This is a genomic window from Pseudomonas sp. GNP012 (assembly GCF_054343835.1).
In genome coordinates, this window is the sequence record NZ_JBTGUU010000001.1 from 1,817,094 (window position 1) to 1,831,826 (window position 14,733).

The following is a 14,733-nucleotide window of genomic DNA, read 5'->3' on the forward strand; positions in this document are numbered from 1 at the left end:
GCGGGTTCAACATCATCTGTACATCGAGACACGAAACGGCCAGGGCCTTGCGGGTGCGAATGGAAAAGACAGATGACTGACCACAAAATCAGAGTCTTGCTGGTGGATGATCACAGCATCGTGCGTAGCGGCGTGCGACGCATGCTGGAGACTGCCGGCGAGATCGACGTAACGGGTGAAGCCGAGACCGCACAAGACGCCATGCTCCTGGTCCGCGAACAGGATTTCGACGTGGCGCTGGTCGATATTCAGCTTCCCGACAAGAACGGCCTCGAACTCCTCAAACTCATGCGTGCGCACAAGCCCAGGCTCGCCGTTCTGATGTTGAGCATGCATTCGGTCGAGGCCTATGCGTTACGCGCAATCAAGCACGGCGCAGCGGGATACCTCACCAAGGATATTTGCGCAGCCACCCTGGTGGCGGCCGTTCGCAAGGTGGCCTCAGGCGGCAAGCACGTCAGTCCTGAGCTGGCAGAAAAACTGGTCAACGCGATCGGCAGAGGCGACGAGGCACCCCACGAAGCGCTCTCCGACCGGGAGCTTGAAGTACTGAAGCTCCTGGCTGCAGGCGAAAGAATTGTCCGTATCGCCCAGATACTGCACTTGAGCCCGAGCACCGTCACGACGTACCGGGCACGCATCCTGGAAAAAACCGGGATGGACAGCAACGCGCAACTGGCCCGCTATGCACTCGAAAACGGCTTGTTAACCTAGAGTGGCTGCTTGTAGTGGAATCACTACAAGCTTTTGGCTGATATCTCCACAAAGAACTCCTGCTAACGTCGATAGCGGGGGGCGTCCCAATCAAGCATATTGACCCTTCGGAAATTATCGTCCGCTCAATCGTCAACGAGTCAGAAAAGACTCCGCAATGGATATTCACAAGTTGAGCGCTGAGTGCAGGCTGCATTCAGGTTGAATTCTGGAGGGCATCATGATGATAGGTTATGGGTTATGCGCATTACTGTGGGGTGTGGTGCTGCTGGAGGAAATCCAACTCATGCCCCGTCAGGAATGGAAAGAAGAGGGTCTGAAAAAGGTTCTATTGCTGCGCCGGACCAGAACACGGACTGGCTACTTTATTGCGTTGATCGCGGGCGCCATGTGCCTTTACAGCGAAATCCTGGTGGCACCGGTCGATCAGAGTATTTTCAATCCGGAGTTGATACTTGCCCTGTGTGGTGTCCTTTGGGGGGCTTATCTTTCCGTAGTCTGCATGAAGGGGAAGCGATAGAGGCGTTAGCAGCACCGTTTTCGAACGGCTGACAGCAGGCTTTATTGGCTGAAGCTGAACTTCCTTGTTCAGTCTGGTTTCACCATCCAGCGAGGGCGGCGTTTCCTGGAGTCCTGAAGCCTTGCTCCATACGCGTTTCGGTGTCTCTGTCTTTTGCCCAGGCAGTGAGCAGGACCATCATCCCGAAACCGCCGACGATGAGAACCGGATAGGCTGCCAGCAACTCCACCAGCGAGTACTTCCAGGCCAGCGGACGACCAATACCGAGCATCGCGGCATAGAACCAGGACACGCCAGAGAGGGCACCGGAGAACAGCGCCAGCATGCGCAGGCTGAAGGAGAGCTTGAGTAAAGAACCGGCTTTTTTCAGCGCCGGCAATACAGCGCTATGCAACAGGAAGCCGTTAAAGGTCAACAGCACAACGATGCCGATTTTGGCTTGCAGTTTTGGATTGAGGAAATACTCCATCCCCTTACCGGCATAATCGATCCCGACGATACCAATGCCCGTAATCCAAAGCGCTACAAGTGCAAGCGATACGGTTTTTTGAAGGCTTTCCATGTGCGCGTCATCGTGGTGACCTGACGCATCCCCCTTCAGGAGTTGCTTGACCATTGCAATGTCACTGGTCAAGACCAGCCCGACTGCCACGCAACAGGCGATGAGATGAAAATAGACAACGCCCAAACGCACATATTCCACGGTGGACGAAGAAAACATACTAAGTTCCATGGTGACCTCTTTTATTAAATAGTGAATCAACTTGGCTCTCGGCACGGTTTGATTGGAATTTACCGTTGCTGACTGCCAATTAGATCCAGCCATTGTTATCAATTAATCCTGGGGCAATACACCTCCAAGATAATAGTGAGTTTCGCGAATGAACTTTCATTCATTCGAATATGTCCATTTTCAGGTAACACAAAACCTCAATCGCACTGAGTGCACAGGAGGTTTAACTTCCGCTTCTGGGGAACCCGATCGACGTGCGGATCAGGCAATGCTGGTGGGGTCGGCAGGGCTTCCACCCCATTCGAGGAAACGGATCTTGTGAATCTCGCCCGCGCTGTCTTCGTAGACCAGGGTCACCGGTACTACGCCGGTCTTGTCGGATGTATCGGTGCGCTGCAGTACCCTTTTCACATCGATGTCCATACCGTAGTGGTATTCGACGGCTGAGGCATGTGCACCGGGGTCTTGCAGGTTGTTCTGGTCAAAGACACTGGGTGCGAGACTGGAAATCACGGCACTGACTATCGTGGCCATGCTCATAAGGCTGTACCTCCACTGAAGTTCACTTGACAAGGACTTAATGTGACACGCCATGAAAGTGAAGTTCACTTCACCACGACGAACGTGCCCGTCTGAAAAGCCTGTAGTGGCTGCAAACTCCCTGCAATTCCCCGCGCTTGACGCCTCTCGACCATTCGTCCTAAAACCCCTGAATTTGCTGGTTAAAGTCCGTTTTTCAGGGAGGTCATAACATGTCATGACGGATTTTTACGCAGGGTGAATCAGTGCCTTCAAGCCAGTCGACCGAGTCCTTTGTGACAGGCAGCAATGGGCTATGGATTCGACCGGTGATCACCACAATCGATGCCCTTCGGTTGACGGGGTGTCCGTCTGGCGCGCGGGCTGCAGCCATTAATCCATTGGTTATGGAGGTGAGCAGCATTCGTTCTATTGAGCGCGGCATAGGTGGCTAATCTACGGAGGTTAAGGGGGCAACCTTCAGGGCGGTGCAGCCATATGGACGAAAATCCGATCGAAACCGATTACCTGGTCATCGGTGCTGGCGCGACGGCCATGGCCTTCGTCGATACGCTACTCAAGGAAACGAATGCACGCATCGTGATGGTGGACCGACACGAACGAGCTGGCGGGCACTGGAATGATGCCTACCCCTTTGTACGGTTGCACCAGCCCTCGGCCTTCTATGGCGTCAACTCACGGGAACTGGGTAGCGGAACGAAAGATACGACGGCACTGAACGAGGGCTTGTATGAGCTAGCCTCCGGCGCGGAGGTGGTGAGCTACTTCGATCAGGTGATGAATCAGCAGTTCCTGCCATCAGGTCGGGTCCGTTACTTCCCCATGTGCAACTACACCGGCGACCGGATTGACGACCACCGGTTTACCTCGCTCGTCAGCGGCGCAGACCATCAGGTGCGGGTGCACAAAAAGGTAGTGGACGCCACCCATGCCCAGACAGCAGTGCCCTCGACCCACCCGCCCAGGTACAGGGTGGAACCCGGCGTGCAATGCGTGCCACTGAACGACTTGCCGAAAATCCGCCACCCATACTCCAGCTACGTAGTGGTGGGGGCGGGCAAGACAGGGATCGACGCTTGCCTGTGGTTGCTGCAAAACGGTGTTGCGCCCGAAAAAATCTGCTGGATCATGCCGAACGATCCGTGGTTGATCGACCGGGCCAACTTGCAACCCGGCCTCGACGGCTTCGAACGAACAATCGGCGGTCTCACGGCACAGTTCGAGGCTATCGCCGCCGCGGACTCGATCCCGGACCTGTTCTTAAGGCTTGAGGCGACAGGCCAGCTCCTGCGCCTGGACAAGTCCGTCGAACCCACTGCTTACCGCTGCGCCACCGTCACACAGGCGGAACTGCGTGAGCTGCGACGCATCGACAACGTCGTGCGCCAGGGGAGGGTGCGCGTTATCGAGCCAACACGCATCGTGCTCGAGCAGGGCAGCATCGCCACAAGCCCACATGCTCTGCACATTGATTGCAGCGCCAGTGCCATCCCGAGACTGCCTGAAATGAAGGTGTTCGACGGCGGCAAGATCAACCTGTTGATGGTCAGCAGCTGCCAACCCGTGTTCAGCGCGGCCTTGATCGCCTATGTGGAAAGCCACCTGGTCGATCAAGCGCAAATGAACGCGCTGTGCATGATGGTCCCGCCGCCTCACGTCCCCACGGACTGGATCAGAATCTGGGCGGTCTACCTGGGTAACCAGCTACGCTGGGGAGAGCATGAAGGTTTGGCCCGCTGGATCAGGCAGTCGCGTTTGTTCTTCATGACCGCGGTGGTCAGGGGCCTTACGGAAACCGACACCGAGAAACTCGCACAGCTGCATCGGCTCTCTGTCAGCAGGCAGCAGGCTCTGGCGAGCTTGCCACGGTTGCTGGGGGCCATCGATTGAATCGCAGGAAGCGCACATGAACGAGCCACACCTGGAACTGCTCGACATCAATGGCATCCGCATGCAGATAGCCACGCAAGGTAGCGGCCCGCTGGTCTTGCTCTGCCATGGTTTTCCGGAGCTGTGGTACTCGTGGCGCAACCAGCTCGCTGCGCTGGCGGCCGCCGGCTACAGGGCGGTAGCACCCGACATGCGCGGCTATGGCGGCACAGATGCGCCGGCCGAACCCGACGCCTACACCACGCTCCACCTGGTAGGCGACATGGTCGAGTTGGTCAACGCACTCGGCGAACAGCAAGCCGTGATCGTCGGTCATGACTGGGGCGCGCAGGTGGCCTGGAGCGCAGCAATGATGCGACCCGATCTGTTCCGCGCCGTGGTCGGCATGAGCGTTCCCTTCTCGCCACCGGCGCGCGTGGAACTCCTCAGCGCGCTGGCCTCGCGGGGTATCAACGACTTCTACATCCAGTATTTCCAGACGCCGGGTGTGGCCGAGGCCGAGCTGGAAAGGGACGTCGAATCGTCGATCCGGCGCATCTACTTCAGTGGTTCGGGGGACGGACCCGATTGGCCGGTGTTCGGGCGGCTGCAGCCGGATCAGGGCTTCCTGGGCGCGATGATCGAGCCCGAAACCCTGCCAGCCTGGCTAAGCCTGGAGGATATTGCCTGCTACACCCGTGAATTCACCCGCAGCGGATTTCGCGGTGGCTTGAACTGGTACCGCAACATGACGCGCTCATGGGCGCTGCTGGCACCCTGGCGCGGTTGCAAAATCCTGCAGCCGTCGATGTTCATTGCCGGCAGTCGCGACGGCGTGCTGAAGTTTCCCGGTTCCCCGCGGCAGATCGAAGCTTTCGCGCAGACACTGCCGCAACTGCGCGGTTGTCATATCCTCGAAGGTGCCGGCCACTGGATACAGCAAGAGCGCGCGACAGAGGTCAATGAGCTGCTACTGGGCTTCCTGAAAAAACTCTGAATGGATCAAAACTGGAGGGACCCATGAGCAACTTCATTGCCACCGACGAGCCACCTGAAGCCGTTCGCCTCATGGTCAAGGTTTACGCCTGCTTGCTGCTCGCAGGATTTGCGCTTGTTCCGGCCTATCTGATTGGTTATTTGCACTATTTTCAGGACTCCACGCTTTTATTCGAGAATCACCTGTTCCATATCATTGCGATCACGGCAGCCACCCTGGCAGGCCTGTTTGTTACTTACGTAACGTGGCGCTGCTATCAGTCATCGGGAGAGCCGCTGCTGCGATGGATGACGCTTGGATTTCTCGGCTTTGTAGTGATCTACGCGTTGCATGGTGCGTTCACCGGGCTTGCGCACCACAATATCTGGCTCTTCCTGCTTTATGGACCGGCCTCTCGACTGGTCATGTCGGTTTTGCTGTTAGTCGCAATGCTGTCGTACCACCGCCCACCAGATGCCGCGGACCAACGAATGACGGCCCGCCCTTGGTTGACCTGGATAGGACTGTTCCTGCTGGTTGACGTGGCAGTGGCGTACGTCGCGAATTCGCCGATCGCCGGCAATCTCGCGGTGCGCCTCTCGATGGAGGGGGGCGCCCTCGTTCTTTCCATATTGACCGTGACAATTCTCCTGCTGCGCCGTATCCGTTCGCCGCTGATGACCATTTTCATCATCTCGGTCACCGCGTTCGCGCTGTCCTCCCTTGCCTTCATCCTTGCGCGTCCGTGGAACCATATGTGGTGGCTCGCTCACGCGATCTTCGCCGGTGGATTCTTCATGTTGAGCTATGGGGTGGTGCAAGCGTTCCTCACCACGCGGTCGTTTTCCAGGATCTACAGCCAGGAGGAGTTGATGGTGCGCCTTGCCGAAGCGATGGCGTATGCCGAGAACGCCCTGCAGGAACTCCAGCGCACCAATCAGGAACTCGGGCACCTTGCGGCGACCGATCCACTGACAGGCGCTGATAATCGGCGTCGATTCATGGAGCGGGTCGAAGGCGAAATTGGCCGGACCAAACGCGGCGATGCGCCATTCTCCGTGTTGGCACTGGATCTGGATAATTTCAAGTCCATCAACGATCGCTTCGGGCATCAGGTTGGCGATGACATCCTGAAGAGTTTCGTGGAGAAATGCCTCGATTCGATCCGGCCGTATGACGGCGTGGCCCGAGTGGGCGGAGAGGAATTCATGATACTGCTGCCTCAGACTTCACTTGAAGGCGCGCATGAAATCGCCGAGCGTCTGCGAAGCACCGTGGCCAATAGTTCTTTTCATGGCCTGCAGCGGTCAACCGTGGTCACAGTGAGCATCGGCGTATCGCAATCCGGTCGCGATGGCGACACCATCGAGGCCATTCTGCGTACAGCCGATCAACGCCTGTATCACGCTAAACACCAAGGCCGTAACCGTGTGGTCACTGCCTTCAAAACCAGCCTCCAACCTCTGCCCTGAGCGTCGTCTTGAAGTCGCCGAAAGCGTTTGCGCCACAGTATTGACTGTCATTCGCAGGGTTGCGCCTGTTTCACCGGCATTATCCGATGACGTTTCGCCGCCCATACGACCCCGCTCACCAGCAGCACGATCGAGACCACTTCCATCAAGCCAGGCATTCGCTGGCTGAACAGAAAACCGTATACGCAGGCAAACAGCGTTTCGAACACGATCATCTGGCCGCTCAACGACGCGGGCATGCGGCGCGAGCAAGCATTCCAGAGCCCATTGGCCAGCCATGAACCACAGAGCGCCAGGAACAGGCAAACCCACAGGAAAGTCGTCCAGCGGCTGCTTTCAACCTCAGAGGGCACCAGGTTCGGGAACAGCATCAAGGCCGCGATGCCGAACACGATCGCCACGATGCCCGTCACGATGCCTGTCAGCGTCGACCATTCGCTGCTGTTGAAATGGCTTTGCTTGAGGTACCGGGCGTTGTGGGTGGCGTACCACGACCAGCAGGCCACAGCACTGAACCCACAGGCCAGGCCCAGCAACCGGGAAGGCAGCGAGGTGCTCGCCGCCTGCGCACCCGTATGTTCCAGGCTGACCGATACGATGCCCAGGAATACCAGCAGCAGGGGGAGCTTGAGCCTGGTCAGGGGCAGGGACCCTGCATCGCTACGCCCCAGAAAGGTGATGGCGAGCGGCATCATGCCGTTGATAAGGGCGGCCGCGGTCACCCCGCTCAGCTGTACGGAAGCGCCCAGGAGCGCGTAGTTCAGGATATTTCCGGTCAGTGACAGACGCAACAGCATCCAGGCATCGTTGCGCGTCAAACGCGACAGCAGGCGAGACGCGATGGGCAAGGCCACGAGAAGCGAGATCATCCCATACAGGGCAAACCGTACACTGCTGATCAGCACGGCATTGAATTCCGGCAGCAACGAAGGGCCGATAATCACGCCACCCCAGATGGCACCCGCCAATATCGCAAATACAACTCCACTGTTCATCATCTCGGCTCTGGCAGGCTGTTTAGCCGCATTCTAGCCATGGCAGATAAGCGCCACCTGCGATATAAAGTTGGTCACCCATTCCGCAGGGGAATGTCTTGCAGCAATCGCCAGTCCCGGAGAACCGTCATTAACCGTTATCTGCGTACCTTGCCCCCATTGGAGACTCTGATCACGTTCGAGGCCGTGGGACGACACGCCAGCTTCACGGGCGCCGCCGGCGAATTGTTTCTGACCCAGAGCGCCGTGAGCAAACAGATGCGCCAGCTTGAGGACTGCATGGGCGTCCCGCTCTTCGAGCGCAAGCCACGAGGAGTCAAGTTGACCAGCGCAGGGGATGAACTGCTGATGACGGTCAACGTGCTCCTCACCACGATGTACCAAAGCGTCACGCGAATTCGCAACGTTCATCAGTCCAACGCCGTCTCGGTGCTGGCGACCCATGCCCTGGCCCAATTCTGGCTGTTCCCGAAACTGATCGAATTCAACAAGACTTACCCCGACATCGCCGTGCACGTTCACGCGATGAATGAGTTCGATGAGGCCAGCCTCAATGATTTCGACGTGGGCGTACTCTATGGTTGCGGCCAATGGCCCTCGCTTGACAGCGATTTCCTGCTGCCGGAAATCGTCTATGCCGTGGCTCATCCTTCACTGGATGTCTCGGGGGTTGAGACACTGGAACAATTGGCGCAAGCCAACCTGGTGCAGATCGACACCTGCGCCTGGCAGTGCCTGGACTGGCATCAATGGTTCGGCCACTTTGGTATCGACTTCGTCGCGCGGGACAAAGCCCCGGTCTTCAACCAACTGACGTTGGCGTATCGGGCCGTTCAACAAGGCATGGGCATCGGCCTGGCATGGTCGTTCATGGCGGATGAGGCACTGGCCAAGGGAGAATTGCAGCGGGTTACGCCTTTTGAATGCGTGACGGGCAATGGCGAGTTCCTGGTATCGCTCAAGCATCGCAAGCGTTCTGCCTCTGCCGAGATATTTCGCCAGTGGCTTCTGGGGTCGATGGGCGACTGATGAGCAAGGCGGCTAGCGTCGGTGCCGTCATTGCCCGTTCTTTTCTCAAATTCATCATTGTTCTTTCGTAACCCGTGCCTTGCTCTTCGTCAAAGTCAGGCTCAACAGTACCGAAATCAAGATGATGCCGCCGACTGTGCTCAGCGACCATTGGATCGGCATGTGCCACCACGGCGCGACGAGCATTTTGCCGCCGATGAACACCAGTACGATGGCCAGACCATATTTGAGCAAGTGAAAGCGGTCAGCCATGTCGGCCAGTAGAAAATACAGTGCGCGCATGCCCATGATGGCGAAAATGTTGGAGGTGAACACGATGAAGGGGTCGGTGGTGACGGCGAAGATAGCCGGGATGCTGTCGACTGCGAATACCAGGTCGCTGGCCTCGATCAGTACCAGCACCAGGAACATCGGCGTCGCCCAGCGCAGGCCTTTCTGGCGCACGAAGAAGTGCTCGCCGTGAAAACCGTCGGTGATGCGAAGATGGCTACGCAGCCAGCACAGCAAAGGGTTTTTTTCGAGGTCTGGCTGCTGGTTGGCGAAGATCAGCATCTTGATGCCGGTGATGACGAGGAAAGCGCCAAAGACATAGAGCAGCCAGGCAAACTCCTGCACCAGCCAGACACCGGCGAAAATCATAATGGCGCGCATGATGATGGCGCCGAGCACGCCATAGAGCAGGACACGGCGCTGCAACTCTGGCGGCACGGCAAAATAGCCGAAGATCATCACGAAAACGAACATGTTGTCGATCGACAGCGACTGTTCGATCAGGTAACCCGTCAGGAATTCGAGCGTTGTACGCTGGGCCACTTCGGCGCCGAACATGCTGCGCAGATACCACCAGAGCAGTATGGAGAAGACCAACGCCAAACTGGTCCAGGCGATGACCCAGGCCAGCGCCTCGCGTACCGAAACACGATGCGCCTTTCGACCGCCGAAGACGAAAAGATCCAGCGCCAGCATGGCGAGGACGAACCCGATGAAGGCGGCCCACATCCAGGATTGGCCGACGCTGATGGCGGTCATTTAAGTATCCAGGGTTGGTCGATATTCATGTGGCGCCGCACGGTCACCCGCCCCAATGCGGGCGGCGCCGTGACTTGAGTTGTAGGCCAGGCGGTTTGAGGTAACCGTGCAAAACCTCGGTTAGCTCGAAACCGCGGCGTTGAATGGCCATCTGCATGACTGTCTCCGCATGGCGCAGCAATATGCTGCAAGAGGTCATGCTAAGGGGCATGTTGCATCAATAAAAATCGTTTATTCGTTTTGAATTGTTCGTTTTTTACGAAGTATTTGATTCGGATGCTCAACTACCGGCAATGGCATTAGTTTCTGCTCCGTGGCCAAGGCGGGTGGCATGGGGCGCGCCGCAGAACAGCCGTACATCTGTCGGTGCTATTGCGGTTTTTGACCCAAACTGCTGACTTTAGCTGCCCTGGGGCGGTCTCTGAAGACACGCTTAAGACCATCGATTACCGAGTATTCAGGAGTTCAGCCAGCAGAGGTTACTGGCTCGGCGCCAATTGCGCTCTGTCCAACACGCCATCCCCCTAGTGACCGCATGCAGCGGCGGCGAAAAAGAAGCTGCACCAAGAGCGCTGTTCACGGACATTCGCACGAGTAATACCCTGAAAACAGACAAGGCCGCAAATGCGGCCTTGTTTTCTATTCTCACTCTTTACGTAACAGCACCCTCGTCACTCTGCGCTCTTCAACCTCGACAACGGTCATGCTCCACTCCTGCCAATTGAGCTTGTCTCCAATGATAGGCAAGCGATCCAGCAAGCTCATGACCAACCCTGCGAGCGTTTGGTAGTCATCGGTCGCTTTCGCCTGGAAACCGGTGTGTTCGCGAATCTGGCTGAGATTCAGTGCACCGCTGACGAGGAAACCTCCATCCTCGGCAACGATGTTCGGGCCTTCGATTTCACTGGCATCCGGCAGTTCACCTGCAATAGATTCCAGAATGTCGGTCATGGTGAGAAGACCAATGAAGTCACCGAACTCGTTCACCACAAAAGCGATGTGGGTCGATTCCTTACGCATCTGTTCCAGCGCGTTCAGGATCGTGAAACTGTCCAGCAAGTTGAATGCCTTGCGGGCCATGGCTTCCAGATTGGGCTGGTTACCTGCCAACAGCTCTTTGAGCAACTCCTTCTTGTGGATGAACCCCAACGGCTCATCAACGCGTCCCTCCCGGATCAACGGCAACCTGGAGTACGACGAGTGCATCAGCCTTGTGCGGATTTCTTCTGGAGAGTCGGCCAAGTCAATGTGGTCGATTTCTGCACGGGGGGTCATAACACCACGTATCGGGCGTTCCGCTAACTGAAGCACACCACTGATCATGACGCGTTCCCGTCGGTGGAAAACCTGATCGGCATCTGCGCCTGACAGCATATCAGCGATTTCCTCGCCGACTTCATCTGCCCCCAACTTGTGACCACCCAGCAAACGCATCACGGCATGCGCGGTACGCTCACGCATGGGGCGAAGACCATGCAGGCTCTTCTTGCGACGTGAGCGAGCCAACTGGTTGAACAGTTCGATCAGGATCGAGAAACCAATCGCCGCGTACAGATAGCCTTTCGGAATGTGGAAGCCCAGGCCCTCAGCGGTGAGGCTGAAGCCGATCATCATCAAAAAGCCCAGGCAGAGCATGATGACGGTTGGGTGCCCGTTGACGAAGTTAGTCAGCGGCTTACTTGCGATGATCATCAGACCAATGGAAAAAATCACAGCGATCATCATGACCGACAGGTGTTCCACCATGCCCACTGCAGTGATCACAGCGTCCAGCGAGAAGACTGCATCCAGCACCACAATCTGCGCAACGATAGGCCAGAACATCGCATAGGCCGCATTACCTGAACGTTCTGTCACATGTCCTTCGAGTCGCTCATGCAATTCCATGGTTGCCTTGAACAACAGGAACACACCACCGAACAGCATGATCAAGTCTCGGCCCGAGAACGTCTTGTCAAAGACCTCGAACAAAGGTTCGGTAAGGGTGACCATCCAGGAGATGCTGGCCAGCAAGCCAAGACGCATCAACAACGCAAGGGATAGGCCGATGACACGCGCACGATCTCGCTGCTCTGGCGGCAGCTTGTCAGCCAGGATGGCAATGAATACAAGGTTATCGATGCCGAGTACCAGCTCCAGCACGATCAGGGTCAGCAGGCCAAGCCATGCCGTGGGGTCAGCAATCCATTCCATAGGGATTATTCAATCTCTCGAAGAGTCAGGGCGAATGAGTAAATTGCACGAAAACACGGACTCCTGCTCGGCGGAGCGGAATTGATGTTCAGGGCAAAAGGCACAAGAGAGAAAGGCTTCCCCAAGCGTATGCAAGGAGGTAAAGCTTTGGAGATGACACCGTTCGTCTTGGGGAAGGTAATCGCCGAGAAATCTACAGACGAGATTTCGAGATTAAGCGATCTTGAAAAACGAGTTCTACGCCTGATAGCGGAGAACGAACTGATACAAGGTGTGGATTGAAAAAAGCTACTGGGAGGCTCCAGGAGGGTGCTCATATAGACCTGAAAAAAATTGGGGATGAAATCCTACAATGTTTCGGGACACCTCATACAAGACGAGTTATTACAAAATTTGACAGAGTGGCAGTGGATGTTGGGTATGGCTGTGCATCGAATTTGTCCTCCAGGAACTCGTAACACCATTCGGCCAACACATCTTCCTGGCCCATCACTTCAATAATCGGCGTCAGGAAGATGAGTTGGCCGGACGGTTACCCTGAGCCTGAGGAAGAGCGGTGCTTTTTCATCAGATCGAATGGGGTTTGTACAGAGATTCCTTAGGTGAAAATCAACTAACTCAGTCGACCAACTACCTAAGCTTTAAGCAGAATAGCCACCATACTTAGCCACTGAATTGAGCGCGCAGAAAATGCCCGCAAGAGAGCAACTCGATTTATTCCACCAAGGTCGGGGGTATCCACCTGAGCGTAATAATTAGCGCAGGCGGATAGGCGCAGGCAGGTACGACATTGAAAGCGGCAGACGCTCACGCGCTTTCTTTGCCAGCAGCGCAACCAGCAAGAAGTAACGCAGTTCATCCGGCATCAAGTGTACCGGCCGCGTTACAACTCAATATAGATGCAATGGAGCAACAGTGCCAGCGCTGTGGAGTCAGCTTGCGCAGTTGCATGAGCGATCAGCACCCGTACCGGTAATTAAAGCCAGGTCGATTCAAGCGTTAACAATCGGACTGAGCTGGCAGAATTCGATTTTAGCTGTCGCGTGCATGATGTCGGTAAGTGAGATTCCGGTTGACGGGCGGGCAAGGGTTGGCCAGTAACGCGTACAACCCGCCGAAGGGGCATAGGCCAAGAGCGCCTCCCCACACAAAAACTGTACTCACGCACAGGAAGACGCTCATGCACACCATTCGCAACACCTTGGTGGTGGTGGATTCGAAGCAGTCCAAGGACCTGATCCTGAACAGAGCCAAAATGATTGCCAGCGCCACCCGGTCCCACCTGCATCTGCTGGCCTGCGACAAGGGACAACACCATTCCTCTTACCTGATCGACATGCATGAAGGCTTGGCACAGGAGGGTTACAGCGTCAGCGCCCAGCAGGCCTGGCATGGGAGTTCACACAAGACCATCATCGCCGCCCAACGGGCGGAGGGCTGTGGCCTGGTGATCAAACAGCACCTGCCCGACACCCCGCTGATGAAAGCCCTTCTCACCCCCGAGGACTGGAAGCTACTGCGATACTGCCCCTGCCCGGTGCTTATAGTAAAAACCCCGAGGCCCTGGACCGGTGGCACCATTCTCGCGGCCATTGATGCTGGCAGCAGTGATATGGAGCATCGCGTCCTGCATTCCGGCATAGTCAGCCACGGCTATGACATCGCCGCACTGGCTGGCGGCACTCTGCACATGATGAGCGCCCACCCCTATCCCATGCTGTCGGCGGCCGACCCCGTACTCCAACTCAAAGAGAGCATTCAGGCTCTCTATCGCGACCTGTGCAAGACATTCCAGGCCGAATTCGACGTCAGCGACGAACGCCTGCATATCGAGGAAGGTTCTGCCGATGTGCTGATCCCGTACGTCGCGCACAAGCTCGAAGCCGTGCTCACGGTGATCGGCAGTGTGGCCCGTACCGGCCTGTCCGGCGCGTTGATCGGCAATACCGCCGAGATGATTCTGGACACCCTGGACAGTGACGTACTTGTGCTCAAACCGGACGACATCATTACCCATCTGGAGGAGTTGGCCGCCCCATCAGCAAGTACATCGGCAGATACTGCGGTCTCCTCCTGGCCCTATAACCACCATAACCATCGGCCACACAATTAGGCGTTAGTCAACTAAAGTGCGGGTGACAGCCATTGGCCTTGACCCAACCGTGTGCGGTACTCACACACCACGGCGAACCAAGGCATCGCTGATCTATCGCAGGACGAAGAACCTGAGAGCTGTTCAGGATAGAATCTGGTTTTGAAAAAGGAGTTTCATCTGTGGAGGCTGGAAAAAAGAGCTGTCCCTATTGCGCGGAAGTCATCATGGCTGAAGCCATTTTATGTAAACACTGCCAATCTGACCTCAGGCAAAAAATACGAATCCCGCCCGGGTGGCCAATACCGTCAGAAAAGAAAATTGGCCGGGTCGGCAAGATCGTCGTCGACATCACTATCGCAATCACCTTGTGCCTGGCAGTCGGCTTTTATGTCAGCAATACATCGCAAGACAAGGAAAGCATGCAGGCCCATGATGCCGCCGAACGGTGCCGCGAGGAAGTAGACAGCTACTTCGGCCCGGCAGTCGGAAAAAGCATAATCGCAGAGGTTTGTCGAAAGCTGGAGGACGATTTCCGCAAGAGTTTGAGCCACGCGCCATAAAAAAGCCG

The 14,733-nt window shown here is 56.5% G+C and carries 13 protein-coding genes; 8 read left to right on the top strand and 5 right to left on the bottom strand.

Features of this window, described 5'->3' with window-relative positions; translation table 11 throughout:
- Positions 1 to 72: 72 nt before the first annotated feature.
- Positions 73 to 714 carry a response regulator gene (locus ACXX83_RS08145; protein ID WP_458548073.1) on the top strand — a complete coding sequence of 214 codons (642 nt, stop codon included), beginning with the start codon at positions 73 to 75 and terminating at the stop codon, positions 712 to 714.
- A 220-nt stretch (positions 715 to 934) separates the two neighbouring features.
- On the top strand, positions 935 to 1,234 hold the full coding sequence (locus ACXX83_RS08150; protein ID WP_217838067.1) for a hypothetical protein: 300 nt from the start codon (positions 935 to 937) through the stop codon (positions 1,232 to 1,234).
- Positions 1,235 to 1,313: 79 nt separating this feature from the next.
- On the opposite strand, the gene ACXX83_RS08155 is transcribed toward ACXX83_RS08150, so the two are convergent.
- Entirely contained in the window at positions 1,314 to 1,967 is a 654-nt protein-coding gene (locus ACXX83_RS08155) for a hypothetical protein (protein WP_217838068.1), read from the bottom strand.
- Between the two features lie 261 nt (positions 1,968 to 2,228).
- Positions 2,229 to 2,507, bottom strand: coding sequence for a DUF2790 domain-containing protein (locus tag ACXX83_RS08160; RefSeq protein WP_458548074.1), 279 nt, complete (start codon positions 2,505 to 2,507; stop codon positions 2,229 to 2,231).
- A 477-nt stretch (positions 2,508 to 2,984) separates the two neighbouring features.
- On the opposite strand from ACXX83_RS08160, the gene ACXX83_RS08165 reads away from it, so the two are divergent.
- From ACXX83_RS08165 to ACXX83_RS08175, 3 genes are read left to right on the top strand one after another with little or no spacing between them, the layout of a single operon-like run.
- On the top strand, positions 2,985 to 4,397 hold the full coding sequence (locus tag ACXX83_RS08165) for an NAD(P)/FAD-dependent oxidoreductase (protein WP_458548075.1): 1,413 nt from the start codon (positions 2,985 to 2,987) through the stop codon (positions 4,395 to 4,397).
- A gap of 16 nt (positions 4,398 to 4,413) precedes the next feature.
- Complete coding sequence (locus ACXX83_RS08170; protein ID WP_458548076.1) at positions 4,414 to 5,373, top strand: alpha/beta fold hydrolase; 960 nt, start codon at positions 4,414 to 4,416, stop codon at positions 5,371 to 5,373.
- 23 nt (positions 5,374 to 5,396) lie between these two features.
- Positions 5,397 to 6,824, top strand: a complete 1,428-nt coding sequence (locus tag ACXX83_RS08175; RefSeq protein ID WP_458548077.1) for a GGDEF domain-containing protein — start codon at positions 5,397 to 5,399, stop codon at positions 6,822 to 6,824.
- A gap of 47 nt (positions 6,825 to 6,871) precedes the next feature.
- Here ACXX83_RS08175 and ACXX83_RS08180 read toward each other — a convergent pair whose 3' ends face one another.
- The gene (locus tag ACXX83_RS08180; protein WP_217838072.1) at positions 6,872 to 7,822 is read right to left on the bottom strand and encodes a DMT family transporter; all 951 of its coding nucleotides are present in this window, start codon (positions 7,820 to 7,822) and stop codon (positions 6,872 to 6,874) included.
- Between the two features lie 90 nt (positions 7,823 to 7,912).
- On the opposite strand from ACXX83_RS08180, the gene ACXX83_RS08185 reads away from it, so the two are divergent.
- On the top strand, positions 7,913 to 8,848 hold the full coding sequence (locus tag ACXX83_RS08185; RefSeq protein WP_458548078.1) for a LysR substrate-binding domain-containing protein: 936 nt from the start codon (positions 7,913 to 7,915) through the stop codon (positions 8,846 to 8,848).
- Positions 8,849 to 8,902: 54 nt separating this feature from the next.
- Here ACXX83_RS08185 and ACXX83_RS08190 read toward each other — a convergent pair whose 3' ends face one another.
- Positions 8,903 to 9,877, bottom strand: a complete 975-nt coding sequence (locus ACXX83_RS08190; RefSeq protein WP_015094743.1) for a TerC family protein — start codon at positions 9,875 to 9,877, stop codon at positions 8,903 to 8,905.
- 645 nt (positions 9,878 to 10,522) lie between these two features.
- On the bottom strand, positions 10,523 to 12,070 hold the full coding sequence (locus ACXX83_RS08195; RefSeq protein ID WP_458548079.1) for a TerC family protein: 1,548 nt from the start codon (positions 12,068 to 12,070) through the stop codon (positions 10,523 to 10,525).
- A gap of 1,180 nt (positions 12,071 to 13,250) precedes the next feature.
- Here ACXX83_RS08195 and ACXX83_RS08200 point away from each other — a divergent pair.
- On the top strand, positions 13,251 to 14,183 hold the full coding sequence (locus ACXX83_RS08200) for a universal stress protein (RefSeq protein WP_458548080.1): 933 nt from the start codon (positions 13,251 to 13,253) through the stop codon (positions 14,181 to 14,183).
- Between the two features lie 206 nt (positions 14,184 to 14,389).
- Positions 14,390 to 14,725, top strand: coding sequence for a hypothetical protein (locus ACXX83_RS08205; protein WP_458548081.1), 336 nt, complete (start codon positions 14,390 to 14,392; stop codon positions 14,723 to 14,725).
- Positions 14,726 to 14,733: the final 8 nt, after the last annotated feature.